The organism is Streptomyces sp. NPDC043952 (assembly GCF_056435325.1).
Map to the genome: position 1 here is coordinate 58471 of NZ_JBWKES010000026.1, position 26028 is coordinate 84498.

At 73.8% G+C, this 26028-nt stretch carries 21 protein-coding genes and 3 pseudogenes; 12 read left to right on the forward strand and 12 right to left on the reverse strand.

All coding sequences use genetic code 11. The features are described from left to right. The 7 genes and pseudogenes from AC069R_RS25280 to AC069R_RS25310 all read left to right on the forward strand — a co-directional run. Positions 1-1614, forward strand: a 1614-nt coding sequence (locus AC069R_RS25280; RefSeq protein WP_478769097.1) for a condensation domain-containing protein, incomplete at its 5' end; no start/stop codon positions are given. After that, entirely contained in the window at positions 1611-3425 is a 1815-nt protein-coding gene (locus AC069R_RS25285) for a non-ribosomal peptide synthetase (protein WP_478769098.1), read from the forward strand. The genes AC069R_RS25280 and AC069R_RS25285, both read left to right, overlap by 4 nt. 59 nt (positions 3426-3484) lie before the next feature. Beyond that, on the forward strand, positions 3485-5272 hold the full coding sequence (locus AC069R_RS25290; RefSeq protein ID WP_478769099.1) for a beta-ketoacyl synthase N-terminal-like domain-containing protein: 1788 nt from the start codon (positions 3485-3487) through the stop codon (positions 5270-5272). A gap of 98 nt (positions 5273-5370) precedes the next feature. Beyond that, positions 5371-6609, forward strand: a complete 1239-nt coding sequence (locus AC069R_RS25295; protein ID WP_478769119.1) for a cytochrome P450 — start codon at positions 5371-5373, stop codon at positions 6607-6609. Next, positions 6606-7301 carry a formyltransferase family protein gene (locus AC069R_RS25300; protein WP_478769100.1) on the forward strand — a complete coding sequence of 232 codons (696 nt, stop codon included), beginning with the start codon at positions 6606-6608 and terminating at the stop codon, positions 7299-7301. Before AC069R_RS25295 ends, AC069R_RS25300 begins: the two co-directional genes overlap by 4 nt. A gap of 82 nt (positions 7302-7383) precedes the next feature. Next, positions 7384-7807, forward strand: a pseudogene (locus AC069R_RS25305) (5-methyltetrahydropteroyltriglutamate--homocysteine S-methyltransferase); the annotation flags it as partial. Between the two features lie 149 nt (positions 7808-7956). After that, positions 7957-8921, forward strand: a pseudogene (locus tag AC069R_RS25310) (SDR family NAD(P)-dependent oxidoreductase). Positions 8922-8925: 4 nt separating this feature from the next. Here AC069R_RS25310 and AC069R_RS25315 read toward each other — a convergent pair. The 5 genes and pseudogenes from AC069R_RS25315 to AC069R_RS25335 all read right to left on the reverse strand — a co-directional run bounded on the left by AC069R_RS25315 (position 8926) and on the right by AC069R_RS25335 (position 12107). Next, positions 8926-9987 carry an enoyl-CoA hydratase/isomerase family protein gene (locus AC069R_RS25315; RefSeq protein WP_478769101.1) on the reverse strand — a complete coding sequence of 354 codons (1062 nt, stop codon included), beginning with the start codon at positions 9985-9987 and terminating at the stop codon, positions 8926-8928. Then, a pseudogene (locus AC069R_RS25320) lies at positions 9984-10094 on the reverse strand (acyl-CoA dehydrogenase family protein); the annotation flags it as partial. The gene AC069R_RS25315 and the pseudogene AC069R_RS25320, both read right to left, overlap by 4 nt. A 65-nt stretch (positions 10095-10159) precedes the next feature. Further along, entirely contained in the window at positions 10160-10513 is a 354-nt protein-coding gene (locus tag AC069R_RS25325; RefSeq protein ID WP_478769102.1) for a hypothetical protein, read from the reverse strand. 41 nt (positions 10514-10554) lie between these two features. After that, a complete protein-coding gene (locus AC069R_RS25330; protein ID WP_478769103.1) occupies positions 10555-11388 on the reverse strand; it encodes a sterol desaturase family protein in 834 nt (277 codons plus the stop codon). Beyond that, positions 11385-12107: a FadR/GntR family transcriptional regulator gene (locus AC069R_RS25335; protein ID WP_478769104.1), complete on the reverse strand. Its 723-nt coding sequence runs from the start codon at positions 12105-12107 to the stop codon at positions 11385-11387. Before AC069R_RS25335 ends, AC069R_RS25330 begins: the two co-directional genes overlap by 4 nt. A gap of 226 nt (positions 12108-12333) precedes the next feature. On the opposite strand from AC069R_RS25335, the gene AC069R_RS25340 reads away from it, so the two are divergent. The 3 genes from AC069R_RS25340 to AC069R_RS25350 are packed head-to-tail and all read left to right on the forward strand — an operon-like array spanning position 12334 to position 15113. Further along, positions 12334-12543 (forward strand): ferredoxin, encoded by a 210-nt coding sequence (locus AC069R_RS25340; RefSeq protein ID WP_478769105.1) that lies wholly within the window; start codon positions 12334-12336, stop codon positions 12541-12543. Next, entirely contained in the window at positions 12533-13888 is a 1356-nt protein-coding gene (locus AC069R_RS25345; protein WP_478769106.1) for an NAD(P)/FAD-dependent oxidoreductase, read from the forward strand. Before AC069R_RS25340 ends, AC069R_RS25345 begins: the two co-directional genes overlap by 11 nt. Positions 13889-13931: 43 nt before the next feature. Beyond that, positions 13932-15113, forward strand: coding sequence for a cytochrome P450 (locus tag AC069R_RS25350; protein WP_478769107.1), 1182 nt, complete (start codon positions 13932-13934; stop codon positions 15111-15113). Between the two features lie 44 nt (positions 15114-15157). Here the strand turns inward: AC069R_RS25350 and AC069R_RS25355 are convergent, their stop codons facing one another. The 6 genes from AC069R_RS25355 to AC069R_RS25380 form a co-directional block, all read right to left on the reverse strand. Continuing rightward, a complete protein-coding gene (locus tag AC069R_RS25355) occupies positions 15158-15919 on the reverse strand; it encodes a thioesterase II family protein (RefSeq protein ID WP_478769108.1) in 762 nt (253 codons plus the stop codon). A 102-nt stretch (positions 15920-16021) separates the two neighbouring features. Then, positions 16022-16447: a cold shock domain-containing protein gene (locus tag AC069R_RS25360; protein ID WP_478769109.1), complete on the reverse strand. Its 426-nt coding sequence runs from the start codon at positions 16445-16447 to the stop codon at positions 16022-16024. Positions 16448-16541: 94 nt separating this feature from the next. Then, positions 16542-18647 (reverse strand): xanthine dehydrogenase family protein molybdopterin-binding subunit, encoded by a 2106-nt coding sequence (locus AC069R_RS25365; protein WP_478769110.1) that lies wholly within the window; start codon positions 18645-18647, stop codon positions 16542-16544. Positions 18648-18716: 69 nt separating this feature from the next. After that, positions 18717-19712: an FAD binding domain-containing protein gene (locus AC069R_RS25370; RefSeq protein WP_478769111.1), complete on the reverse strand. Its 996-nt coding sequence runs from the start codon at positions 19710-19712 to the stop codon at positions 18717-18719. Beyond that, entirely contained in the window at positions 19709-20248 is a 540-nt protein-coding gene (locus AC069R_RS25375; protein ID WP_478769112.1) for a (2Fe-2S)-binding protein, read from the reverse strand. The genes AC069R_RS25370 and AC069R_RS25375 overlap by 4 nt, the downstream gene beginning before the upstream one ends. Positions 20249-20605: 357 nt before the next feature. Next, positions 20606-22516, reverse strand: coding sequence for an ABC transporter ATP-binding protein (locus AC069R_RS25380; RefSeq protein ID WP_478769120.1), 1911 nt, complete (start codon positions 22514-22516; stop codon positions 20606-20608). A 182-nt stretch (positions 22517-22698) separates the two neighbouring features. On the opposite strand from AC069R_RS25380, the gene AC069R_RS25385 reads away from it, so the two are divergent. Together AC069R_RS25385 and AC069R_RS25390 are read left to right on the forward strand one after the other, a co-directional pair. Further along, on the forward strand, positions 22699-23727 hold the full coding sequence (locus AC069R_RS25385) for a lysylphosphatidylglycerol synthase transmembrane domain-containing protein (protein ID WP_478769113.1): 1029 nt from the start codon (positions 22699-22701) through the stop codon (positions 23725-23727). A 43-nt stretch (positions 23728-23770) separates the two neighbouring features. Then, on the forward strand, positions 23771-24529 hold the full coding sequence (locus AC069R_RS25390; RefSeq protein WP_478769114.1) for a crotonase/enoyl-CoA hydratase family protein: 759 nt from the start codon (positions 23771-23773) through the stop codon (positions 24527-24529). Positions 24530-24648: 119 nt separating this feature from the next. Here the strand turns inward: AC069R_RS25390 and AC069R_RS25395 are convergent, their stop codons facing one another. Continuing rightward, positions 24649-25575, reverse strand: coding sequence for a serine/threonine-protein kinase (locus AC069R_RS25395; RefSeq protein ID WP_478769115.1), 927 nt, complete (start codon positions 25573-25575; stop codon positions 24649-24651). Between the last annotated feature and the right edge of the window lie 453 nt (positions 25576-26028).

Below are 26028 nucleotides of genomic sequence, written 5' to 3' on the forward strand. Positions count from 1 at the left end.
GACGCGGGTGCGGCGACCAAGGCGGTGCCGGTCACGCCGGGTGTGCCCGCACACGTCCCGCACGCGGCGGCGCCCCTCGTACAGGCCCCGCCCGCTCCGCTCCCGCCCCCTCATCCCACCCCCACCCCACCGCGCACCCCCCTCGACGCCCTCTCCGAACTGGACGCCGAGGAACTCCTGGACGAACTCGCCGGGCGCGGTCTCCTCGACCCCACCGACGCCCCCGCCCTCGATCAACTCCGCGCCGAAGGACTGGGGTTCCAGCTGGCTCCGGCGTCGCACGGGCAAGCCTCGCTGTGGTTCATGCAGCAGATCGCGCCGGACGCCGTGCCGTACAACTTCATGGTGGCCGCCCGCGTCCGCACCGAGGTCGACGCGCCCGCGCTGGAGCGCGCCGTACGGGCCGTGATGCGGCGGCATCCCGCGCTGCGCACGATCTTCGCGGAGGCGGGCGGCAGCCCGTACCAGGTGATCCTCGACGAGCCGGAGTACGAATTCCTCGTCGCGGACAGCACCCACCTCGACGACGAGCAGGCCCGCGAGGAACTCGCCGTGTACGGCCATATGCCGCTGGACCTGGACAACGGGCCGCTGGTGCGCGTCGTCCTGATGCGGCGGGGTCCGGCCGACCACTATCTGCTGGTCCTCGTCCACCACATAGCCTCGGACGCGGCCTCGGCCGATGTAATGATCCGCGAACTCCAGCAGTTCTACGAGGGGGTTGACCCCGACGACTGTGAACCGGTCTCGCCGTACACCGAGTTCGTGGAGTGGGAGCGGCAGTGGCTGGCCGGTCCGGCGGCCGAGGCGGCGCTGGACTGGTGGTCGCGCCGGCTCGCCGACCCGCCGGCCCACCTCGACCTGTCCCCCGTGGAGCGCCCGCCCGGTGTCACCTACGAGGGCCGCGACCTCACCTTCCGCTGGAGCGCCGAAGAGAGCCGGACGCTGCGGGAGTTCGCGGTCCGCGAAGGGGTGTCGGTGAGCACCGTGGTGCTGGCCGGATTCTTCGCGACGCTCAACCGCGCGGCCGGCGTCGAGGACTCCGTGCTCGCCACCGCCATCGCCCAACGCGGCGAGCCCGGCTGGGAGTCCGCGATCGGCTACTACCTGAACACGGTGCTGGTGCGGGCGAAACCGGCCGGTGACCGCGCCTTCAGGGAGCTGCTGCGCGAGGTGCACGCCTTCTCGCTCGGCCTGCTGGAGCACATGAACTACCCGCTCGACCTGCTGGCGGCCGAACTGAAACCCCCGCGCGCCGAGGGCCGCTCGCCGTGGTTCGACGTGGTCCTCAACTGGCTCTCCGCGGACGCATTTCCCCGCTCCGTGAAGCTCTTTCACGGCATCGGCGACACCATCGCGCCGCAGGGCGCGCTGCCCCTGGAGCCGCTGCCGGTACGCAGGCACCTCGCCAAGTTCGACCTGGAGATCTCGATGGCCGAGATCGGCGGCGAGGTGGTCGGCCACGTCCAGTACAAACCGAGCTACCTGGAGAAGCGGACCGTGACGGCACTGCTCGCGCTCTACCGCACCGTGCTTTTCGACTCGATCGCCCATCCCGGACTGCCACTCGACGCCATCGCGCCGGCCGACCGCCTCAAGGAGACGGACCAGTGACCCAGACCCTGCACACCAGGTTCGTCGCCCAGGCCGAGCGGACCCCGGACGCCACCGCGGTCTACTCCGACGCCGGCGTGCTGACCTACCGCGAACTGGACGAGCGATCACGGGCGTTGGCGGAACGGCTGGGCGCCGAGGGCGCGGGGCCCGGAGTCCCGGTCGGCGTCTGTGTCGAGCGCACACCCGACCTCGTGGTCGGCATCCTGGCCGTCCTGCGCGCCGGGTCCTGCTACGTGCCGCTGGACCCGAGGTACCCGGCCGAGCGGCTGGACCTCATGGTCCGCGACAGCGGCACGAACCTGCTGCTGACCACGCCCGCTTCCCGCGCGTCCTGCCCGGCGGGCCCGACCCTGGTCGTGCTGGACGCGGCCGTGACGACCGAGCCCGGCGAGAAGCCCGTACCGGTCGTGCCCGAGGACACCGCCTACGTGATCTACACCTCCGGCTCCACCGGCCGGCCCAAGGGCGTGGCGATCCGGCACGGCGGCTGCGCGGCCATGCTGTCCGCCTGGGACCGGGTCCTCGGCGACCGGGACCTCGGCGGGGTCTCCGCGGCCAGCTCGATCTGCTTCGACATGTCCGTGATGGAGATCTTCCCAGCGCTGAGCCGGGGCGCCGCCCTCGTGCTGGTGGAGAGCACCGTCCACCTGCCGGAGAGCCCGTACGCGGACAAGGTCACCCTGCTGCACGCCATCCCGTCGGTGACGAACGCCCTGCTGGACGCGGGCGGGCTGCCGCCGAACCTGCGCACGGTCGTGTTCGGCGGCGAGCCGCTGCGCCGCAAGCTGGTGGACCGGGTGTACGCGGAGACCGGCGCCGAGGTCTTCAACGCCTACGGCCCCACCGAGGGGACCGTGTTCTGCACGCTGGGTCCGGTGCCGAGGGACGGGACCGGCGAGCCCACGATCGGCGCGCCGGCGGCCGGTGCCCGGCTCTACGTACTGGACGAGAACCGCGAGCCGGTGCCGGCCGGTGTCCCCGGTGAGCTGTACCTCGGCGGCGCGGGCGTCGCGCACGGCTATCTCAACCGGCCCGAGGCCACCGCCGAACGGTTTCTGCCGGACCCGTTCGCGGGCGGCGGGCGCATGTACCGTACCGGCGATGTCGTCGTGGCGACCGACGGCGGCGAACTGGAGTTCGTCGGCCGAACCGACAACCAGGTCAAGGTGCGCGGCCACCGCATCGAGCTGGAGGAGGTCGAGGCCCGGCTGACCGGCTGCCCGGAGGTCCGGGAGGCCGCGGCCGTCGTACGGGGCCGCAGGCTCGTCGGCTACGTCGTGACCGAGGGCCCGGCCGGGGGCGGCGCCCGGCTGGACGCGGGGCTCCAGGCCGCCGTCACCGGCAAGCTCGCGGCCGAGCTGCCCGAGTACATGGTGCCGCAGGCGATCGTGGTCCTGGACGAGCTGCCGCTGACACCGGGCGGGAAGCTCGACCGCGCCGCGCTGCCCGAACCGCCGGCCGCCGACGCCGGGCCCGTGACGGCCGCGGGCACGCCGACGGAGGTGGCGCTGGCGGAGATCTGGGGCCAGTTGCTCGGCCTGGACCCGGCGGGCATCGACGTCCGGGCCGCCTTCTACGACCTCGGCGGCGACTCGCTGCTGCTGGTGCGGCTGGCCCGGCTGATGACCCGGCGCTTCGACCGCCGCGTCCGGGTGCCCGATCTCTTCCGCTTCCGCGACATCCACTCCCTGGGCCGCTGGCTCGACGAGGACGGCGACGCCGTCCCCGAGGTGGTCGAGTCGGCCCGCCGCCGCGCCGCCGTCCGCCGCGCCGCACTGCGCGGCCGCGCCTCCGCCACCGGCAACTGAGCGACCCGCGACACCGGTAACTCAGCTTTTCTTCAACTCCACTTGAGCAGGAGCCCCTCATGTCCGAACGTCCCGAGCAGGACTACGATCCGGGCGACGTGGCCGTCATCGGCCTCGCGTGCAAGGCGCCCGGTGCCCGCACCAAGGAGCAGTTCTGGGACAACCTCCTGCACGGCAGGGAGTCCGTGCGGTTCCTGGAGAAGGACGAGATCAAGGTCGACGAGACCCTGATCAACAACCCGTACTACGTGCGGGCTTGCGGCACGCTCGACGGGTACGACGCCTTCGATCCTTCGGTGTTCGGCATCAGCGACCGCATGGCGGCCGCGATGACCCCGGAGAACCGGCTGTTCGTGGAGAGCGCCTGGGAGGCGCTGGAGGACGGCGGGTACGACCCGGACCGGATACCGGGCGAGGTAGGGATCTACGGCGCCAACAACCCGCAGACGGCGGCGCTTTACGGCACTCCGCCGGACCGGGTGTCGGTCGGTCCCGAGGCCATCGAGCACGGCCTGGCGTGGTCGCCGGACACCATGACGTCCAACGCGCTGTACTACATCGGGCTGACCGGTGAGGCCGTCACCGTCACCACCGCCTGCGCCGGCTTCCACTACGCGGTGCATCTGGCCTGCCAGTCGCTGCTGCTGGGCCAGACCGACATGGCGATCGCCGGCGGTGCGATGGTACGGCTGCCGCACCCGCGCGGGCATCTGTGGGAGGAGGGCCGCATCCTGTCGCGGGACGGCCACTGCCGCCCGTTCGACGCGAACGGCACCGGCGCGGCGCTGTCCAGCGGGGTCGTCACCATGCTGCTCAAGCCGCTCGGCCAGGCCGTCGCCGACCGGGACCACGTCTACGCGGTGGTCAAGGGCTCGGCCATCAACAACAACGGCGTCAGCGCGATGGCCTACGGTCTGGCGCAGCCCGAGCGGCTCAGCGCGTGCATCGCGGCCGCCATGCAGGTCGGCGGCGTCACCCCGGACACCGTGTCGATGTACGAGGCCAACGGGCTCGGGCTGCCGATCACCGACCAGCTCGAAGTGCACGCCGTGAGCATGGCGTTCGGCAAGCAGACCGGCACCTGCTCGATCGGCGGGGTCAAGGGCAACGTCGGGCACGGCGGGGTGGTGGCGGGCGGCTTCGGCGCCCTGAAGGCCACGATGGCGCTGTACCACCGGACACTGGTGCCGACGATCAACCTGACGGACGCCGACCCGGAGATCGACTTCCCCAGCACCCCGTTCGTGCCGCAACTGGAGTCCGCGGACTGGGAGCCCGAGGCTGGCATCCGGCGCGCGGGCATCACCGCGATCGGTGGCGGCGGCTACAACGGGCACCTGGTGCTCGAAGAGGCCCCGGCCCCCGCGGGGCGCGCCCCCGAGGCCGTCGGCAGGCCGCGCCTCGCCACCCTGTCCGCGCTGGACGACGAGGCGCTGGCCCGGCAGCGCGCCCGGCTGCGGGACCGGCTGCTGGCCGACCCCGCTCTGCGCCTCGACGACGTGTGCTTCAGCCTCAACCTGGGCCGCCGGGCGATGGACCGCCGGTGGGCGGCCGTGGTGCGCAGCCGCGAGGAGCTGATCGAGGCGCTGTCCGCCGGCTCCGCGGGCGGTCCGGCCGTCGCGACCGGTGCCGCGCCGCGGGTGGACGCGGAGTCCCTGCCGCGGGGCGAGGACGGGATCGTACCGGCCGCCCCGGACGACGACCGGGCGCTGTCCGCGCTCGCCGCCGCCTGGGTGAACGGCCACCGGGTGGACTTCGGCGCGCTCCACCAGGGGGAGGCGAGCCACCGCGTGCCGCTGCCCACCTACCCGTTCCAGCCGCGCCGGTTCTGGCGCACGGAGTGGTGACCGTGGGCAGCCCGGCACCGGACACCGCGGGCACTCCGGCACCGGACACCGCGGGCACTCCGGCACCCGGCATCGTGGTCACCGCGGCACCGGACAGCGTGGCCCTGGGCGACGTGGACACCGTGGACCTGGGCGATCCGGACACCTTCGCGGAGCACGACCTCGACGGGTTCTGGCGCACCCTGCGGGACACCGCCCCGGTGCACTGGAACCCCCCGAGGGGCGGCCGTCGCGGGTTCTGGGTGCTCTCCCGCCACGACGACATCATGGCCGCCTACCGGGACGACCTGCATCTCACCTCCGAGCGCGGCAATGTGCTGGTCACGCTGCTGGGCGGCGGTGACGCGGGGGCCGGGCGGATGCTGGCCGTCACCGACGGGCACCGCCACCACGAGCTGCGCAAGATCCTCCAGCGGGTGCTCTCGCCGCGGGTGCTCGGCGAGGTCGCGGCGGCGGTGCGGGCCAACACCCGGCGGCTGATCCGCGAGGCGGTCGAGCGGGGCGGCTGCGACTTCGCCGAGGAGATCGCCGGCCGTATCCCGATGACCACCATCTCCAGCCTGCTCGGCGTGCCCGAGCGGGACCGGGACTATCTGCTCACCCTGACCAAGGCGGCGCTGTCGGCCGACAGCGCGGATGCCGACGAGGTCGACTCGGAGATGGCCCGCAACGAGATCCTGCTGTACTTCATGGACATGGTCGAGGAGCGGCGGGCGACGCCGGGCGACGATGTGATCAGCATGCTGGTGGCGAGCTCGATCGACGGAGTGCCGCTGTCCGACGAGGACATCGTGCTCAACTGCTACAGCCTGATCATCGGCGGCGACGAGACCAGCCGGCTGACGATGATCGACGGTGTGCGCACCCTCGCGCGGCATCCCGGACAGTGGCGGCGGCTCGCGGAGGGCGAGGTCGCGATCGACACCGCCGTGGACGAGGTGCTGCGCTGGGCGTCCCCCACCCTGCACTTCGGACGCACCGTGGTCCGCGAGACCGAGGTGCACGGGGTCCGGCTGCGCCCCGGCGAGATCGTCACGCTCTGGCACGCCTCCGGCAACCGGGACGAGCGGGTCTTCGACCGCCCCGGCGAGTTCGACCTCGGCCGGGCCCCCAACAAGCATCTGGCCTTCGGCTACGGCCCGCACTTCTGCCTCGGCTCCTACCTGGCCAGGGTGGAGATCGCCGAACTGCTCATGGCGCTACGGGACTTCACCACCGGCTTCGAGCAGACCGGCGAGGCGCTGCGCATCCGGTCGAACTTCCTGACCGGGTTCTCCACGCTGCCGGTGCGGTTCCGGCCCGACCCCCGCTCGATGAAAGAGGCGGCAACGAAGTGAACATCTACCTTTCGGGACAGGGGGCGTTCGCGGTGCAGGTCGCGGACGCCCTGGAGGAGGAAGGGCACCGGATCGCGGGCGTGGCCGCCCCCCGGCTGCGCAAGGGGCACAGCGACGAGGCGAGCGCGCTGTCCTGGGACCGGCTGCGGGCGTGGGCGTATCCGAGGAGCGTCCCCTGGACGGATTCGGCCGAGCTGCGCGCGAGGCATGTCCCGGACGGGGTGGACCTGATCGTCGCCGCGCACTCGCACGCCTTCATCGGCCGCCAGACGCGCGCCCGCGCCGCCGTCGCGGCCATCGGCTACCACCCCAGTCTGCTGCCGCTGCACCGCGGGCGGGACGCGATCCGGTGGACGATCCGCGACGGCGACAAGGTGACGGGCGGCAGCGTCTACCACCTCACCGAGCGCACCGACGGGGGCCCGATCGCCGCGCAGGAGCACCTGTTCGTGCCGCCGGGCTCGACCGCGGAGTCCCTGTGGCGCGAGCATCTCGCACCGCTCGGCGTGCGGTTGCTGGTGCGGGTCGTCACCGATCTCGCCAAGGGCCGCCGCATCGAGGTCCCCCAGGACGAGAAGCTGGCGACCTGGGAGCCCGCGATGGGCGCGCCGCCGCTGTTCAAACCCGAACTCATCGCGCTGCCGGGGTCGGAGTCCGTCGACGGCAGCAGGTGGGCGCTGCACGCGCAGTGATCGGCCGGGGGCCGCGCCCGCTTCGCCGGCCGGTGACGATATCCGGCCGGTGACGCTCGCCTGTGCGTCAGAGGCGGGCGGACTCGCCTGGTCCTTCGTCCGCGACGACCAGCCCCTCGCCGACACCGCGCGGCAGGTGGCGCTCGCCCCGCGGGACGAGGTGAACGACCTTGAGCGGGCGGGGACTTCGGTGATCCAGGCGGACGAGCCCGCGCTGCGGGAGACGCTGCCGCTGCGCGCCGCCGACCGGCCCGGATATCTGGCCTGGGAACATCGTGGGGGCCATCGACGATCTCGGCGTCTACGACATCCACTCCCCGCGCGTCCCGAGCGCAGGCGAGACGGTCGCCCTGCTGCGCACGGGGCTCGGGGCCATCCCGGCGGAGCGGCTGTGGGTCAACCCCGACTGCGGTCTGAAGACCCGCGGCTGGCCGGAGACCCGCGCCTCCCTGGAGAACCTGGTCGCCGCCGCGCGTACGGTCCGCGCGGAGCTGACCGGGTCCTGACCGTCCGGAGCCGGCGCGGGTGTCCGCGTAGGGGATCTGTGGGCGGCGAGGGTGATCTGTCGGCGGTATGTCGGCGGGGGCTGCGAGCTTGGACGCGTCGGAGTGCTCCTCATGAGCACGCCACCTCGGAGCGCAAGGAGCCTGCCATCATGTCGTCCACAACTCGGGGCCGGACGTGGGATGTTCGCCGACCGCCGTCCGCCGAGGGCAGGAACATCCTGGTCACCGGGGGAAACGCCGGGATCGGCTACTTCACCGCGGAGCAGCTCGCCGGCACCGGCGCCGTCGTCGTCATCGGCAGCCGGGACCGCGCGAAAGGGGAGGCCGCCATGGCCTCGATCCGTTCGCGCGTTCCCGGCGCGCGGGTGCGGCACCTCCGGCTGGATCTCGCCGATCCCTCGTCCCTGAAGACGGCCGTGGACCGGCTGGACCTCGGTCATCTCGACGCGGTGGTCCACAACGCGGGGGTCGCGCTCGACGACCCGCCGCGCCAGGAGACCGGGGACGGCCACGAGCTGATGTTCGGCACCAACCACCTCGGCCACTTCGCGCTGACCCGGTGGCTCGCTCCGCTGCTGTCCGCGGCGCCGGCGGGCCGTGTCGTGACGGTGGGCAGCTTCGCGGCGCGGTCCGAGCGACTCGACCTCGGCGACCTCCAGTCGGTCCGGGACTACCGGCCCAAGCGCGCCTACGGCCGGTCGAAGCTGGCGCAGATGTCCTTCGGCTTCGAGCTCGACCGCCGGCTGCGTGCCGCCGGCAGCACGGTGCTCAGTGTGGTGGCCCACCCGGCGGCGCGCTGGACTCCCTCACCCCGCCCCGCCCGCCGGTCCACGGGGCGGCCCCCGGCCGGCGGCTTCGCGCCCTGCCCTGCGCTCTCCTGGTGCAGGGGAAGGAGGCGGGGGCATGGCCCGTCGTCCGTGCCGTCCTCGACCCGGAGGTGGCGGGCGGGCAGCTGTGGGGGCCGCGGGTCTTCGGGCTGCGGGGGCTGCCGCGGTGTGAGCCCGTCCCGCCCCACATGGCCGACCCGGCCGTCGCCGCTCGGCTGTGGGCCGCCAGCGAGGAGCTGACCGGCGCCACCGGCTGGTCCGGTCCGCTGCTCGGCGGGGGGAGGTGACGACTCAGGTCACGGGCGCCGCGAGCCCGAGTTCGCGGTCGCCGAGCGGGGCGAAGAAGCGTTCCACGTCGGCGTCGGTGACCTCGGCCAGGGTCGCCGGTGACCAGTGCGGGTCGCGGTCCTTGTCGATGATCTGAGCACGGACGCCCTCCACCAGGTCGGGGCTCCTCAGCCCGGCGCAGGAGACGCGGTACTCCTGGTCGAGGACTTCCTCCAGGGAGCCGAGCCGCCCGGCGCGGCGGACGGCGGCCAGGGCGACCTTGAGGGCGGTGGGCGACCTGGCCAGCAGGGTCTCGGCCGCCTGCTTCGCCGCCGTGCCGCCGTGCGCGAACAGCCGCTCGACGATCTCCTCGACCGTGCCGGCGCCGTAGCAGGCGTCGATCCACTCCCGCTGCTCGGCCAACTCCCCGCGAGGGAACGGCCGTTCGTGCCGGGCGAGGGCGTCGGGCACCGGCATCCGGGCGAGGTCGTCCAGCAGGGCGTCCAGCGCGGCGGACGGCACGTAGTGGTCGGCCAGTCCGCACAACAGGGCGTCACCCGCGCCGATCTGATCCCCCGTCAGGGCGAGGTGGGTGCCCAGCTCGCCGGGGGCGCGGGAGAGCAGGTAGGTGCCGCCGACGTCCGGGATGAAGCCGATCCCGGTCTCCGGCATGGCGATCCGTGAGCGCTCGGTGACGACGCGGACGCCGCCGTGTGCGGAGACGCCGACCCCGCCGCCCATCACGATGCCGTCCATGAGGGCGACGTACGGCTTGGGGTAGCGGGCGATACGGGCGTTGAGGTGGTACTCGTCCCGCCAGAACGCCTCCGAGGCGGTGCCGTCGCCGTACCGGGCGTCGTCGTGGATGGCGCGGATGTCGCCGCCCGCGCACAGTCCGCGCTCCCCGGCGCCGGTGATGACGACGGTCCGCACGGCGGGGTCGTGCTCCCAGTCGGTCAGCGCGGCGTCGATGCGGGTGACCATCTCGTGGGTGAGGGCGTTGAGGGCCCTGGGCCGGTTGAGGGTGATGCGGGCGGCCCGGCCGGTGACGCCGAGGAGGACGGGTTCCTCCGTGCCGTTGCTCATCCGGGGACCTCCGTCAGGCCGCGGGCCACGATGACGCGCATGATCTCGTTCGTTCCTTCCAGGATCCGGTGGACGCGAGGGTCACCGACGATCCTCTCAGGGCCGTACCCGGCGGGCCGGTGCGCCTGCCCGCCGTACCCCCGCACCCCGGTCGCCGCGCCGCCACCTGTCCTCAGGGGTTCGCCGCCCGCCCCGGCGGCGTGAAGGCGTACAGCCCGAGGATCTCCGGCAGCGGCGCCACGCCCGGTCCCCCGGCCCGTACCCAGTCGATGATGTCCTCGGTCGCGTCCGGGTCGTTGACGAGGCCCAGCCACACCGGCCGGGCGCCGGCGGCGCGGCCGGTGGTGGAGGGCTGGACGACGATGACGTTGGCGTGGTCGCAGACGTCGAGGCAGTCGGAGATGCGCACGGGCACCTCCGCCTCCAGCCGGGCGGTCTGTGCCGCGTGGTCGACGCCCGTCACCTTCGGGCTGCCGCAGCAGCAGTCACGGCACACGACGACACGGCACGGGACCGATCCGGCCACTTCTACCCCCGCACCTCCGGTTCGACTTGACGATCATCATCTCATCGACTGACGCGCGGTGACCATCCCGGCGGCCCGAACACATACCCCACCCGGTCCCGCCACCGCGCCGCCGCGCGGACATCGCGCCAGGCGGCCGCGTACTCGTGGAAGGCCACCCGCACCAGGTTGTACGTGCCGATGTTCTTCGTCAGCCCGTACACCACCCGCTCCCCCTCCGGCTCGAACGTGCGGAAGATCCGGTCCCAGACGATGAGGATGCCGCCGTAATTGCGGTCCAGGTACACCTGGTTGGAGCCGTGGTGGACGCGGTGGTGCGAGGGCGTGTTGAAGAACCACTCCACCGGCCGCCACAGCTTGTCCACCCGCTCGGTGTGCAGGAAGAACTGGTAGGCGAGGCTGACCGCCTGCTCGACCAGGATCATCCACGGCGGCACGCCGAGCAGCGCCAGCGGCAGCCAGAACGGCAGCCCGGTCATCGGCGTCCAGGTCTGGCGCAGCGCGGTGGACAGGTTGTAGTGGAGGCTGGAGTGGTGCACCACATGGCTCGCCCACAGCACCCGTACCCGGTGGTGGGCCCGGTGGTAGGCGTAGTAGGCCAGGTCGTCGCCGAAGAACAGCAGCAGCCAGGTCCAGCCGGACGACGCCGGCAGATGCCAGGGGGCGGCGGTGTACGCGGCGGCGTAGACCACGATCGTCGCGACCTTCCAGGGCACCGCGATGACCTGGCTGCCCGCGCCCATGGACATGCTGGTGACGGTGTCACGCAGCTCGTACCCGCGCTCGTCGTCGTCCGGCAGGAAGCGGTACGACAGCGCCTCCACGACCACCAGCAGCACGAACGCCGGGATCGCGTAGACCACGGTGGGGATCACGGGCGGGCCCCCTTCCGGGTGCGCGGCGCGGCGGGCACGCTGCGCGACAGCAGCTCACGGGCCAGCCGCTCGGCCGCGCCGGCCTCGCGCGCCGTGATGTGCCCGGCGAGGCGCCGGTGGGCCTCGACGTCGAGGATTTCGCCGGCCTCCAGGTCGGCGGGCACTCCGGCGACCGGGATCATGCCGCCGACCAGGCTGTTGAAGGCCAGCAGATAGGCGATGTTGCCGGACCCCTCCACGATCAGCCGCCACCAGGCGACGTACGTCTCGTCCAGCTCGGTCAGATCCGGCCCGGCCTGCGCGTGCGCCTCGACGGCCGCGGTGATCTCGGCGGCGGCCCGCGCGGAGCAGCGCAGCGCGCACAGCCGGGCGGCGTCGGCGCCGATGCACGCCCGCATCTCCAGGGCGTCACGGGCGATGTCCCGCACGCTGGGCCCGCTGTCGGCCGCCGCGATGCCCACCGCGAGTTCCAGCCCGGCGGTGCGCCGCCAGTCCAGCACCCGGGTACGGCCGCCATGGCTGACCTCGACCAGCCGGGCCTGCTGGAGGCGTTTGACGGCCTCCCGTACGGCATGCCGGTTCACCCCGAACTCGGCCGCCAGTTCCCGCTCGGCGGTGAGCGCGCTGCCGGCCGGCAGCGCCCCGCCGAGAATCCTGTCGCGCAACAGGGCGAAAAGCTGGTCGGAGACCGCCTCGCGCCGTATGTGTCCCTCGGTCATGGCGATCAGAGTGGACGCGGTTCGTACAGTGGTCAACTGGTTGGACCAGTATTTCCGCGCGGATTCCCCGCGGGCACGCGGACCTGTCGGCGTTCGTCCGGATTCGTCAAGCAACGCTGGTCCCACGGGCGTTGACGCGTCCGTCCACCGGCCGCCGTGCGGGCGCCCCGCGTTCCCCCCATGCTGGACACGAGGGGGTGGTACGGCGGAGGAGGAAGTGGTTGCGATGCAGACCGTTGTCGACCTCACGCGCTGCCAGGGCTACGCACAGTGCGTGTTCCTCGCGCCGGACGTGTTCCGGCTGCACGGCGAGGAAGCGCTGCTGTACGCCCCGGCCGTCCCCGACGATCAGGTCGAACGGGTGCGCCAGGCCGCGGCGGCCTGTCCGGTGCAGGCCATTCTCCTCGGGGAAGAGGTGAGCGGCGGTGCCCGATGACCTCACGGACGGCCGGATCGTCGTCGTGGGCGCCTCGCTGGCCGGGCTGCGGGCCGCGGAGGCACTGCGCGACCAGGGCTTCACCGGCTCCCTGACGGTGGTCGGGGACGAACCCCACCCGCCGTACGACCGGCCACCGCTGTCCAAGCAGGTGCTGCTCGGCGTCGCGCCCGCCGACTCCACCGGGCTGCCGATGCGCCACGACCCCAAGGCGGAGTGGCTGCTCGGGGTGAGGGCCACGGGCCTGGACCCGCTGGGCAAGCGGGTCCTGCTGGAGGGCGGCGAGTCGCTGCCGTACGACCGGGTGCTGATCGCCACCGGGACCCGCGCCCGACCCTGGCCGAACCCGGAGGAGGCCGCGCTGGACGGTGTGTTCACCGTGCGCACCCGCGAGGACGCCGCCGGGCTCGCGGCCCGGCTGGACGCCGGGCCGCGGCGGGTGCTGGTCATCGGCGGCGGGTTCACCGGCTCCGAGATCGCCTCGGCCTGCCGGGAACGCGGTCTGGAGGTCACGGTCACCGAACGCGGCCCCGCCCCCCTGGTCGGCGCGCTCGGCGGCACCCTGTCCAAGCTCGCGGCCGTGATGCAGCGCAACCACGGCGTGGACCTGCGCACCGGGGTGACGGTGACCAGGCTGCTCGGCGAGGAGACCTTCACCGGCGTGGAGCTGTCCGACGGCAGCCGGGTGGACGCGGACGTGTGCGTGGTGGCGCTCGGCGCGGTGCGCAATGTGGAGTGGCTGGAGGAGTCCGGGCTGGCGGCGGGACCGCGCGGGCTGGCCTGCGACGCCGGCTGCCGGGCCTTCACCATGTACGGCATCGTCACCGACGACGTCTTCGTGGCCGGCGACGTCTCCCGCTTCCCGCACCCCCTCTTCGGCTACCAGCTGCTGTCCCTGGAGCACTGGGGCAACGCGGTCGTCCAGGCCGAGGTGGCCGCCCACAACATGGTCAGCCCCGGTCCGCTGCGCCGCCCGCACCTGGCGCTGCCGACGTTCTGGTCGACGCAGTTCGGGCTCAACATCAAGTCGGTGGGGGTGCCCACCTACTCCGACCACGTGGTCATCGCGCAGGGCTCGCTGGAGGCGCGCCGGCTCGCCATGGTCTACGGCTACCGGGGCCGGGTCACCGCCGCGGTCACCGTCGACATGGCCAAGTCGCTCGACTACTACCAGCACCTGATCGAGACCGGCGCGCCGTTCCCGCCCCCGGCGGGCGCCGCCGACCGGGCCATCGCGGCCGAGATCCCGGTCCCGTCCGACGTACCGGACCCGTCGGTGCTGTCCCACGGCCCGACGGTCGCGCTGACCGGCTATCTCCCGGACCGCCGGCTGACGGTCGTATGAACCGGCGGCGGCCCGCCGCCCACGCCCACTTCGAGGAGCCGCCATGGACTCCGGCACCCTGCTGGCCAGGATCACCGACTACGCCAGCCGCCCCGACCCCTACCCCCTGTACGCCCAGTTGCGCGAGGCCGGCGCCGTGGTGCCGCAGTCCGACGGCAGCCTGCTGGTCGGCGGCTACCACGAGGTCGCCGCGCTGCTGCACGATCCCCGGATGAGCGCCGACCCGCGCACCCGCGGCCTGGTGACCGCCAAGCCGCCGTTCCTGCGCCTGGACGACCCGGAGCACCACCGGCTGCGCACGCTGGCCATGCGGCCGTTCGGCCCGCCGCACACGCCGCACCGGGCGGACGGGATGCGCGCCGAGATCGAGAACATCACCAAGGAACTGCTGGCGCCGTTCGAGTCCGGCGGGCAGGTCGATGTCGTGGACGAGTTCGCCTATCCGCTGCCGGTCACGGTGATCTGCCGGCTGCTCGGCGTGCCGCACGAGGACGAACCGCTGTTCCGCGCCTGGTCGGACACGCTGGTGGCGTCCGCCGACGTACGGCCGGACGCGAGCTCGGCACCGCGCGACGAGGCGGAGCGGGCCCGCCAGGAGATGGGCGGCTATCTGGTGGGCCTGGCCGAGCAGCGGCGCGACCGTCCGGGCGACGACCTCCTGTCCGCGTTCGTCAGCGAACCCGACCCCGAGCTGCGGCTCACCCGCGAGGAACTTGCCGAGACGGCGGTGCTGTTGCTGATCGCCGGACACGAGACGACGGTCAACCTCATCGCCAACGGGGTGCTGACCCTGCTGCGCCATCCCGAGGAGCTGGACCGGCTGCGCCGCGAACCGGAGCTGCTGCCGGGGGCGGTGGAGGAACTGCTGCGCTTCGAACCCCCGGTACACATGCGCGAGCGCATCCCCCTCGCCGACTTCGACATCGCCGGCACCACGCTCCCGCGCGGCTCCTCCGTCATCCTGGCCCTGGCCTCGGGCAACCGCGACCCGCGCCGCTTCACCGACCCCGACCGCTTCGACCCGGCCCGCTCCGACAACCAGCACCTCGGCTTCGGCTCCGGCATCCACCTCTGCTACGGCGCCCCGCTCGCCCGCCTGGAGGCCCGGTCCGCGCTCGCCGCGCTGCTGCCCCGGCTGGCCACGGCGGAACTGGTCGAGGACCCGCCGCCGTACCGGCAGAACGCGATGCTGCGGGGGCCGCGGCACCTGATGCTGAGACTCTGATCGGCAAGGCTTTGTGCTTCAGGGCTTTGTTCTTCTGGCCCTGGTCAGCGGGGGTCCGGGGCCGTCAGCCGGGTGCGCAGGAGCGCGGCGATCTCGGTGACCCGGTCGGAGAGGTAGAAGTGGCCGCCCGGAAAGACCTCCAGGTCGAAGGGGCCGGTGGTGTGGCCGCGCCAGGCGTGCGCCTCCCGGGGGCTGACGCGGGGGTCCGCGTCGCCGGTGAGGGCGGTGATGGGGGCGGCGATGACGGTGGAGGGCGTGGCGCGATAGGTCTCGATGGCGGTGTAGTCGCTGCGCAGGGCCGGGAGGACCATGCGCAGGATCTCCTCGTCGTCCAGCAGCCGGTCGTCCGTGCCGCTGAGCCGGCGCAGCTCGGCGATGAGGCCCTTATCATCCCGCTGGTGCACGTTCTCGCCCGCTGAGGCGGACGGGGCGCGGCGCCCGGAGGCGAAGAGGTGGACGGGGCCCTCCCCGTCGCGTTCGAAGCGGCGGGCGACCTCGAAGGCGACGATCGCCCCCATGCTGTGCCCGAAGAAGGTCAACGGGCGGTCGGCGTACGGCTGGAGCGCCTCATGGGCGCGGTCCGCGAGCTCCGCGATGGTCTCGATGCCCTTCTCCGCGTGCCGGTCCTGCCGTCCCGGATACTGCACCGCGACCACGTCGGCCGCGTCGCGCAGGGCGGCGGAGAACGGGAAGTAGAAGCTCGCCGAGCCGCCGGCGTGCGGGAAGCACACCAGCCGGCCGGAGTCCTGCCGGGCGGGGTGGAAGCGGCGCACCCACGGGTCGCCGGTCGGGCAGGCTGTCGTCACGGTGTGCTCCAGGGGCCGGGGACGGGGAGTCGGGCGGGCGGGTGCTCCGCCGGTCCGGCCGAGGCACCCGCCGCACCCGGTCAGGCGGAGGAGGTCAGGCGGTCAGGCGGTCAACCAGCCCTTTTCCCGGACCAGTTCGACGACACGCTCCCTGACCTGGCGGATCTGCGCGGCCGTGAGGGAGTCGACCGAGGTGACCAGGACCTCGGTCAGTTCGGTGCGGAAGCGGCCCGCGCCGGTGCTCTCACCGGACGGCGCGGCGGCGGGGCGCGCGGCGGCCGAACCGTCGGAGAAGACCGGGCGGTTGGGCAGGCGGTGCGAGGAGGGCTGGTAGACCAGCCGGATCTGGGAGGCCTTCGGGCCCTTCTCGCCCATCTCCATGTGGAACTCGACCTCGCTGCCCTCGTGGTAGAGGTATTTCTCGTCCAGCAGGTCGTTCGCGTGCATGAAGACATCCTCGCCCGGTTCGGACGGGGCGATGAACCCGTATCCGCGGACCTCGTCGAAACGCAGCACCTTGCCGGTCATCAGCACAGCCCACACACCTCCAGCAACACAGCACAACGACAACGCAGGTGAACTTACACAGCTTCGGCCCGGAGTTCGACCCCTGGCCGGATCGTCACCCCGCGGCCGGCAGGCCGGCGAGGATCCGGTCGGGGGTGAGGGGCAGTTCGCGGCAGCGGACGCCGGTGGCGTGGTGGACGGCGTTGCCGATGGCGGCGGCGGTGCCGACGATGCCGATCTCGCCGATGCCCTTGCTGCCCATGGGGTTGAGGTGGGTGTCGTCCTCGTCGATCCAGTGTGCCTCGATGTCGGGCACGTCGGCGTTCGCGGGCACGTGGTAGGAGGCGAGGTCGCACTCGGGGAAGTCGCCGAACGCGGGGTCCAGGGTGCTGTTCTCGGTGAGGGCCATGCCCAGGCCCATGATCATGGCGCCGGTGAACTGGGAGCGCGCGGTACGGGCGTTGAGGATGTGCCCGGCGGCGAAGACGCCGAGCAGCCGGCGCACCCGCGTCTCGCCGGTGACGCTGTCCACGGCGACCTCGGCGAAGTGGGCGCCGAACGCGTGCCGGGCGTAGGGGACTTCGGCGTCGGCGCGGCCCGCGGTATCGGCGTGGGCTTCGAGGCCGCCGGCGGGCAGCGGCCCCTCGCGGACGGCGAGCCGGTCGGCGAGGTCGGCGCAGGCGTCGTGTACGGCCCAGCCCCAGGAGGCGGTGCCGGTGGAGCCGCCGGCCAGCCAGGCCGGGGGCAGGTCGCTGTGCCCGATCTCGATGCGTACCCGCTCCAGGGTGGTGGCGAGGGTGTCGGCGGCGATCTGGGCGAGGACGGTACGCGCCCCGGTGCCGATGTCGGTCGCGTTGATCCGCACGGTGAAGGTGCCGTCGGGCAGGGCGCGGGCGGTGGCGGTGGCCGGGACCGCGGAGGCCGGGTAGGTGGCGGCGGCGACGCCGGTGCCGAGCAGCCAGGGCCCCTCGCGGCGGGCGCCGGGGCGCGGATCGCGGTCCGCCCAGCCGAACCGGCGGGCCCCCTCGCGCAGGCACTGCACCAGGTGCCGGCTGCTGAACGGCTTGCCGCTGCCGGGTTCGCGCTCCGGCTCGTTGCGGATGCGCAGCTGGACCGGGTCCATGCCGAGCGCCTCGGCGAGTTCGTCCACGGCGGACTCCAGGGCGTACATACCGGGCGACTCGCCGGGGGCCCGCATCCAGGAGGGGGTCGGCACGTCCAGGGCGACGACGCGGTGGGCGGTGCGCAGGTTCGGCGTGGCGTACATGACGCGGGCGGGCACGGCGGCCTGTTCCACGAACTCCTTCACCCGTGAGGTGTGGGTGGTGACCTCGTGCACCAGCGCGGTCAGCCGGCCGTCCGGGTCGGCGGCGAGGCGCAGCCGGTGCAGGGTGGGGGCGCGGTGGCCGACGACGGTGGGCAGGTAGCGGCGGGGGTAGGCGAGGGTGACCGGGCGGGCGGTGCGCAGGGCGGCCATCGCGGCGAGGATCAGGTCGGGGCGCGGGGTGCCCTTGGAGCCGAAGCCGCCGCCGACGTGTTCGCTGACCACGGTGACGTGATCCTCGGGCAGCTGGAACATCTGGGCGAGCACACCGCGGGCGGTGGTACCGCCCTGGCTTGAGGTGTACACCGTGAGCCGGTCGTCGTCCCAGTGGGCCGTGGTCGCGTGCGGCTCCATGGGGTGGTTGTGCAGCGGCGGCACCCGGTAGGAGACGTCGACGGCGGTCCCCGACGCGGCGAGGGCGGCCTCGGGGTCGCCGTACTCGACGCGGCCGGGCAGTCCGGCGTTGGCCTCGTCCGGTTCGTAGGCCCGCGGGTGGTCCTCGGTCAGTGCGATGTCGTACGGCTCGCTGTCGTAGCGCACGCGCACCAGCCGGGCGGCGGCCCGCGCCGTCTCCAGGGTTTCGGCCACGACGAGGGCGACGCACCAGCCCCGGTGCGGGACGTGCGGGTCCTGGAGGACGGCGAGGGTGGCGTCCTCGGGTGCGGCGACCCTGGGCGCGTCGCCGGGAGTGAGGACGGCGAGGACGCCGGGCAGGGCGCGGGCGGCCGAGCTGTCCACCTCGGCGACCCGGCCGCGCACCACGGCGGCGGGCACCGGCCAGGCGTGGGCGCGGCCGGGCAGCGGGTGCTCGGCGGCGTAGCGGGCGGCGCCGGTGACCTTCTGCCGCCCCTCCAGGCGCTCGGCGGGCGCGCCGAGGACGGTCTCGGTGGGGGGCACGGGTGCTCCTGTCACCTGGTGTGTCACCTGGTGGGGTGCCATGAATCCTCCTGTCACCGGTGGGGGCGGTCAGGCCACGGCGGGGGCCGGGGTGAGGCGGCCGAGGACGTCGAGGGCGAGGTTGCGGGCGAGGGGCACCTTGTAGGCGTTCTCGCCCAGGGGCCGGGCGGCGGCCAGTTCGAGGTCGACGGCGCGTTCCAGGGCGGCCGGGGTGGGGGCGGCGCCGCGCAGGGCCTCCTCGGCGCGGCGGGCCCGCCAGGGCTTGTGCGCGAGCCCGCCGAAGGCGAGACCCACCTGTTCGATCACGCCGTCCGCGAGCCGCAGTACGGCGGCCACGGAGGCGAGCGCGAAGGCGTACGACGCGCGGTCCCTGGCCTTGCGGTAGGCGGAGGGGAGCCCGGCGGTGGCGGCCGGCAGGAGCACGCCGGTGATGATCTCGCCGGGGCGGATCTCCGTGTCCCGCTCCGGGTGTTCGCCGGGCAGCCGGTGGAAGTCGGCCACCGGCATGCTGCGGGTGCCGTCGGTGCCGTACAGCTCGACCTGCGCGTCCAGGGCGGCGAGGGCGACGGCCATGTCGGAGGGGTGGGTGGCGACGCACTGCTCGGACCAGCCGAGGACCGCGTGGTCGCGGTGGACGCCCGCCAGGGCGCCGCAGCCGCTGCCCGGCTCGCGCTTGTTGCAGGGTTTGTCCAGGTCCTGGAAGTAGGGGCAGCGGGTGCGCTGGAGGAGGTTGCCGCCGGTGGTGGCGGCGTTGCGGAGCTGGCCGGAGGCGCCGGCGAGGAGGGCTTGGGAGAGCGCCGGGTAGCGGTCGCGGACGCGCGGGTCGGCGGCGAGGTCGCTGTTGCGGACGGTGGCACCGGCCCGCAGGGAGCCGTCGGGCAGTTCCTCGATGCCGTCCAGGGGCAGGGCGCCGACGTCGACGAGGAAGGCGGGGTGTTCGACGCCGAGCTTCATCAGGTCGACCAGGTTGGTGCCGCCGGCCAGATAGCGGGCGCCGGGGTGGGCGGCGTACGCCTCGGCGGCTTCCTGGAGCGTGGTGGGCCTGAGGTATCCGAAGCCGTTCACCGGATCACGTCCTCCACTGCCGCGACGATGCCCGGATAGGCGCCGCAGCGGCACAGGTTGCCGCTCATCCGCTCGCGGATCTCGGTCCGGTCCAGCGTGACGGGGCGGCCGGAGGGGGCGGCGGGGTCGGTGACGTGGGAGGGGTGGCCGGCCGCGGCCTCGGCGAGCATGCCGGCGGCGGAGCAGAGCTGGCCCGGCGTGCAGTAGCCGCACTGGAAGGCGTCGCGGTCGAGGAAGGCGCGCTGGAGCGGGTGCGGTTCCTCGCCGTCGCCGCCCAGGCCCTCGACGGTGGTGACCTCGGCGCCGTCGAGGGTCACCGCCAGCAGCAGGCAGCTGTTGAGCCTGCGCCCTCCGGCCAGCACGGTGCAGGCCCCGCACTGGCCGTGGTCGCAGCCCTTCTTGGCGCCGGTGAGTCCCAGGTCCTCGCGGAGCAGGTCCAGGAGGACGCGGCGGTGGTCGACGTACAGGGTGTGCGGCTTGCCGTTCACCCTCAGGGTGATCTCCGAGCCCGGAGCGGGCGCGTTTTCGCTGGTCATGGCAGAGGGGCCTTCCGGACGGACCGTGGTGCCGTGCGCTCCGCGTATCCAGCTTCGCGGGGCTCACACGTGGGGCGGGGGGCAGGGCCTCACCGGTACGGGGCACGTCGGTCGCCGCGTCAGGGCACGCTCTGTCAGCGCGTCCCGCGGGGCCCCGGTGCCGGTGCCGGTATCGGTGTGCCTATGGATCGGTACGGCATCGGTGTCCCCCTTCCCGCCTCTCGGTCCGCTCTCGGTCCGCTCTGTCTGCACAGAACTCTAACCACGGGCCGCGGCCGCCGTCGCTGGGGAAAACCCCCCTTCCATCTCCCCTGCCAGCCGGGGGGTTTCACCCTCGGGCCCGGAGCGGACGCCGGGTCAGACCGCCTCCACCTCCACCTGCGTCCGCGCGGCCACCGCCGCCCCGGCCCCGTCCCCCTGCGCGAACTGGGTCCGGTACAGCTCCGCGTACCGCCCGGCCGCCGCCAGCAGTTCCTCGTGCGTGCCCCGTTCCGCGATCCGGCCGGACTCGATCACGAGGATCTGGTCGGCGGCGCGGACGGTCGACAGGCGGTGGGCGATGACCACGGCGGTGCGGCCCTCCAGTGCCTCGGTGAGGGCCTCCTGGACGGTGGCCTCGGAGGTGTTGTCCAGGTGGGCGGTGGCCTCGTCGAGGATGACGACGCGCTGGCGGGCCAGCAGCAGCCGGGCGATCGTCATCCGCTGGCGTTCGCCGCCGGACAGCCGGTAGCCGCGCTCGCCGACGACCGTGTCGAGGCCGTCGGGCAGGGACCTTACGACCTCGGCGAGGCGGGCGCGGCCGAGGGCGTCCCACAGTTCCTCGTCGGTGGCGTCGGGCCGGGCGAGCAGCAGGTTGGCGCGGACCGTGTCGTGGAAGAGGTGGCCGTCCTGGGTGACCATGCCGAGCGTGGCCCGCAGCGAGGCCGCCGTCACGTCGCGCACGTCAACCCCGCCCACCCGGACGGCGCCCGCGTCGACGTCGTACAGCCGGGGCAGCAGCTGCGCGATGGTGGACTTCCCGGCGCCGGAGGAGCCGACCAGGGCGATGGTCTGGCCGGGTTCGGCGCGGAAGGAGATGCCGTGCAGGACCTCGGTGCCGCCGCGCGTGTCGAGGGCGGCGACCTCCTCCAGGGAGGCGAGGGAGACCTGGTCGGCGGCCGGGTAGGCGAAGCGGACGGCGTCGAACTCGACGGCCACCGGGCCCTCGGGCACCTCGGTCGCGTCCGGCTTCTCCTCGATCAGCGGCTTCAGATCGAGCACTTCGAAGACCCGTTCGAAGCTGACCAGCGCGCTCATCACCTCCACCCGTGCCCCGGCGAGCGAGGTGAGCGGGGCGTACAGGCGGGTCAGCAGCAGGGCCAGCGAGACGACCGCGCCGGCCTCCAGGGTGCCGCGCAGCGCGAACCAGCCGCCGAGGCCGTAGACGAGGGCGAGGGCGAGCGCGGAGACCAGGGTGAGGGAGGTGATGAACACCGACTGGGCGGTGGCCGTGCGCACCCCGATGTCCCGGACGCGGGCCGCGCGGGCGGCGAACTCCGCCGACTCCTCCTCGGGGCGGCCGAACAGCTTGACCAGGGTGGCGCCGGGCGCCGAGAACCGCTCGGTCATCCGGGTGCCCATGGCCGCGTTCAGCGCCGCCGCCTCCCGCTGCATCCGGGCCATCCGGCTGCCCATCCGGCGCGCGGGCAGCACGAAGACGGGCAGCAGTACGAGGGCGAGCAGGGTGATCTGCCAGGACAGGGTGAGCATCACGGCGAGCGTGAGCAGCAGGGTGACCAGGTTGGTCACCACGCCGGAGAGGGTGTTGGCGAAGGCCCGCTGGGCGCCGATCACATCGTTGTTGAGCCGGCTGACCAGCGCTCCCGTGCGGGTCCGGGTGAAGAAGGCGACGGGCATGCGCTGCACGTGGTCGAACACGGCCGTTCTGAGGTCGAGGATGAGTCCCTCGCCGAGCGTGGACGACAGGCGCCGGCCGAGGATGCCGAGGCCGGCCTCCGCGAGCGCGACGAGGGCGATCAGCAGGGACAGGCGGACCACGGTCCCGGAGTCGTGCCCGGACACGATGGCGTCGACGACCCGTCCGGCGAGCACGGGAGTCGCCACGGCGAGCAGGGCGGTCACCACCCCGAGCAGGACGAAGCGGACGATGCCGGCGCGGTGCGGGCGGGCGAAGGCGGCGATGCGGCGCAGTGTGGCGCGGGCGAGCGGACGGCGGTCGGCCTGCGCGTTCATCACGCTGTGCAGCTGCGTCCATGCGGTGGTCTCCATGCTCATGAGGAGAACGTAGAACCTCAAGCTTCGTTGAGGTCAAGGTCCGACACTTTTCACCCGCACCGGCGTCCGGGAACCGGGGGCCCGGATCTCCGGGGTCCGGCTTTCGGGGCGCTCCCGATGAATGGGACGGCCGCATGACTCCGCCGACCACTGCCTGTAAGCCGCCGTCCCCGGCGATGCCATCCGCCGTTGGGGCGGCACCGCGACCCTCTGCGGATGTGACTGCCGTCCCCACTCCCCCGCTCACTCGGGCCCGATTCCCCCGTGGCCTGCCCCGTCGCGTGCCCGTCCGCCAGGTGCTGTGCCTGCTGCCGCTCGCGCTGGTCGCCGTGGCCGCCGTGCGCAATCGCTCGCTGCTCGCCGCGGGCGCCGGGCAGTTGCGCACCGCGTCCTGGCCCTGGCTGCTCGCGGCGGCCGGTGCCACCTGTCTGACCTGGGTGGCGGCGGCCGTCACCCGGCAGGGCGCGGTGGTGCAGGCGCTGCCCAAGGGGCGGTTGCTGGCCACCCAGTTCGCGGCGGCCTCGGCCAACCATCTGCTGCCCACCGGGCTCGGCGCGGGCGCGGTGAATCTGCGCTTCATGACCGTGTGCGGGGTGCCGCCGGCCCGCTCCACGGCCGCGCTCGCCCTGTATCTGCTCGCGGAGAGCGCGGGCCGGCTCGGTCTGCTGGCCGCCCTGCTGTTCGCCTTCCCCGACGCGCTGCGGCTCGGCCCGCTGCTGCCGGACGGTTCGACGCTGCCGCTGCTGCTGGGCGCGGCCGGGCTGCTGGTGGCGGTGGTGGCCGCCGGGGCGCTGGTACGGCCGCTGCGCGTCCGGGTCGCCGCGTTCGTACGGGAGGCCGTGGCCGAGGCGCGCTCCGTGCACACCCGGCCGGTGCGCGCCCTGGCCCTGTGGGGCGGTTCGCTGGCATTCCCGGCGCTCCAGGCGGCCGGGCTCGCCGCGGTCGGCCAGGCGTTGCGGCTGCCGGTGCCGGCCGCCCATATGGCGCTCGCCTATCTCGCGGCGACGGTCGCGGTGGCCCTGGTGCCCACGCCGGGCGGCCTCGGTTCGGTCGAGGCCGCGCTGATCGTGGCCCTGGTCGCGGTGGGCGGTCCGGCGGCGCCGGCCACGGCGGTGGTGCTGGCCTACCGGATCATCACGGTGTGGGCGCCGTTGCTGCCGGGGGCGGTGACGCTGGGGGCGCTGGTGCGGCTGAAGGTCATCTGAGGCAGAGTGGCCCTCCCAGCCGTCTGGAGAGGGAGTGCCCGCCGTGCCGGTCCGTGTGGAGCGCGAGGAGTACGTCACCACCGTCGTCCTGTCCCGGCCCGCGGCCCGCAACGCCGTGGACGGGCCGACGGCCGCCGGACTCGTCGCCGCGTTCAGGGAGTTCGAGGCGGACGAGAACGCGCGGGTGGCGGTGTTGTGGGGTGAGGGCGGCACGTTCTGCGCGGGGGCCGATCTGAAGGCGATCGGCACCGAGCGGGGCAACCGGGTGGCCGAGGACGGCGACGGGCCGATGGGTCCGACCCGGCTGCGGCTGACCAAACCGGTGATCGCGGCGGTCGCCGGGCACGCGGTGGCGGGCGGCCTGGAACTCGCGCTGTGGTGCGATCTGCGGGTGGCCGAGGAGGACGCGGTGTTCGGCGTGTTCTGCCGCCGCTGGGGGGTGCCGCTGATCGACGGCGGGACCGTACGGCTGCCCCGGCTGATCGGGACGAGCCGGGCCATGGACCTGGTCCTGACCGGCCGTCCGGTGCCGGCGCGGGAGGCGTACGCGATGGGGCTCGCCAATCGGGTGGTGCCGAACGGCACCGCCCGCGCCGAGGCGGAGGCGCTGGCCGCGGAGATCGCCCGGTTCCCGCAGGCGTGTCTGCGCAGCGACCGCGCCTCGGTCCTCGACCAGGAGGGCCTGCCGGAGGAGGAGGGGCTGCTCGGTGAACTCCGCCACGGGATGGGCGTGCTGGCCGAGAGCGCGGAGGGCGCCGCCCGGTTCGCCTCGGGGGCGGGGCGGCACGGCTCGTTCAGCTGAGCAGGCCGGGTACGGGCACATCGCGGACGAGCACACCGTGTGCGCGCATGCCGCATACGGGCACACCGTGTACGCACACGCCGCGCATCGGCACACCGCATACGAGCGCCCCCGCACGGTCACTCCTCGGGCAGTCCGGCGTAGGCGCGCAGGGCTGCGCGGGGCGTGGGCAGGCCCCAGGAGCGGACGATCTCCCAGAAGTTCGCCCACTGCCAGGTGGCCGTGTCGAGTCCGGCGAGGACCCGGACCAGGCGGCGCTGGGGTTCGGTCAGCTCCGTGAAGGCGCCGGGTCCGTCCGGGGCGGGTTCGCCGAAGGCGAGGCGCAGGGCGGCGGTGGCGACGGAGAAGCTCGCCGGTCCGGTGGTGGCGGCGAGCCCGTCGGTCACCGCGTCCAGGGCCTGCCGCGGGTACCGGTCGGCGAGCAGGGTGAGGGAGGCGGCGGAGTAGCCGCGCAGGTCCCCCTCGTGGAACGGCACGCGGGGCGCGTCGGGCCCCGGCTCCTCCGCCACGGCGGCGAGTTCGGCCGGCACGTCGGCGGTGACGGCCGCCTCGACGCCCAGGCCGCCGAGCCGGGCCAGCGCGGTGGCCGCCGCCCAGCGCACCACCGGCTCGGCGGCGGTGAGGAACGGCCGCAGCCGGAGCGCCAGTTCGGGACCGCTCTCCTCGTCGCCGAGCAGTCCGGCGGTCACCAGCGCGGTGGCCAGGACCCCCGGCTCGCGCTCCCCGTCCAGCACCGCCAGCAGCCGCGGCAGGCTCTCCCCGGCCGCCTCCGGGAACCAGGCCGGCACATACGCGGCGCCCGCCCGCACGGCCGCGTCCGCGTCCCCGAGCAGGGGCAGCAGGGCCGGTATCCCCGCGCGCACCGCGTCGTAGGCGTCCAGTTCCGCCGCCATGGCCTCCAGGTGCTGGTCGTGGTCGTACATGTGGCGGCGGAACGCCCGCACCCGCCGTTCCTTGTCGTCGGCCGCCGCCTCGACCCAGGCGTCGTACTCGGCGCGTATCGCCTCCGGGTCCTGGCGCGGACCTCCTCGGCGGCGGACCGCCACTCGGCGATCGCGACGCCGCCGGGCAGATGGGCCTCGTCGTAGCCGATGGCGAGCGCGGCCAGCAACTCCAGGCAGGCGGCCCGGTCGGGCAGTGCGGGGTCGGCTGCCATCCGGACCAGGAACGGCACCGCGGCGGCGGTGGCCGGGTACCGGCTGCCCTGGTGGAAGATGTTGCCGTACAGCGCGTCCAGGGCCTTGTGGCGCTGTTCCGCCTCCGGAGAGCACAGGGCGCGCAGCAGTCCGGGCACGTCGTCGGCCGGGCCGTAGGCATGCGTCAGCGCGGACCAGTCGACGGCGTCGAGGCCGGACAGCGCGGGCACCGGAGTGTTGATCTCAGTCACGACGGCACTGTCGCACACGGCACTGACATTGATGCTGATACTCGGGTTCCGGCGGTTGTGACCCGGGCACTGACTGACGCCCTGCTGGGCTGTCTTCGCGTTGGTCTGTCCG

Excerpts from the sequence above, each read along its gene's own strand:
- AC069R_RS25315 (WP_478769101.1), bottom strand. The coding sequence starts at position 9,987 with ATGAGCAACGGCACGGAGGAACCCGTCCTCCTCGGCGTCACCGGCCGG.
- AC069R_RS25385 (WP_478769113.1), top strand. The coding sequence starts at position 22,699 with ATGCCATCCGCCGTTGGGGCGGCACCGCGACCCTCTGCGGATGTGACT.
- AC069R_RS25380 (WP_478769120.1), bottom strand. The coding sequence starts at position 22,516 with ATGGAGACCACCGCATGGACGCAGCTGCACAGCGTGATGAACGCGCAG.
- AC069R_RS25375 (WP_478769112.1), bottom strand. The coding sequence starts at position 20,248 with ATGACCAGCGAAAACGCGCCCGCTCCGGGCTCGGAGATCACCCTGAGG.
- AC069R_RS25290 (WP_478769099.1), top strand. The coding sequence starts at position 3,485 with ATGTCCGAACGTCCCGAGCAGGACTACGATCCGGGCGACGTGGCCGTC.
- AC069R_RS25360 (WP_478769109.1), bottom strand. The coding sequence starts at position 16,447 with ATGACCGGCAAGGTGCTGCGTTTCGACGAGGTCCGCGGATACGGGTTC.
- AC069R_RS25335 (WP_478769104.1), bottom strand. The coding sequence starts at position 12,107 with ATGACCGAGGGACACATACGGCGCGAGGCGGTCTCCGACCAGCTTTTC.
- AC069R_RS25350 (WP_478769107.1), top strand. The coding sequence starts at position 13,932 with ATGGACTCCGGCACCCTGCTGGCCAGGATCACCGACTACGCCAGCCGC.
- AC069R_RS25340 (WP_478769105.1), top strand. The coding sequence starts at position 12,334 with ATGCAGACCGTTGTCGACCTCACGCGCTGCCAGGGCTACGCACAGTGC.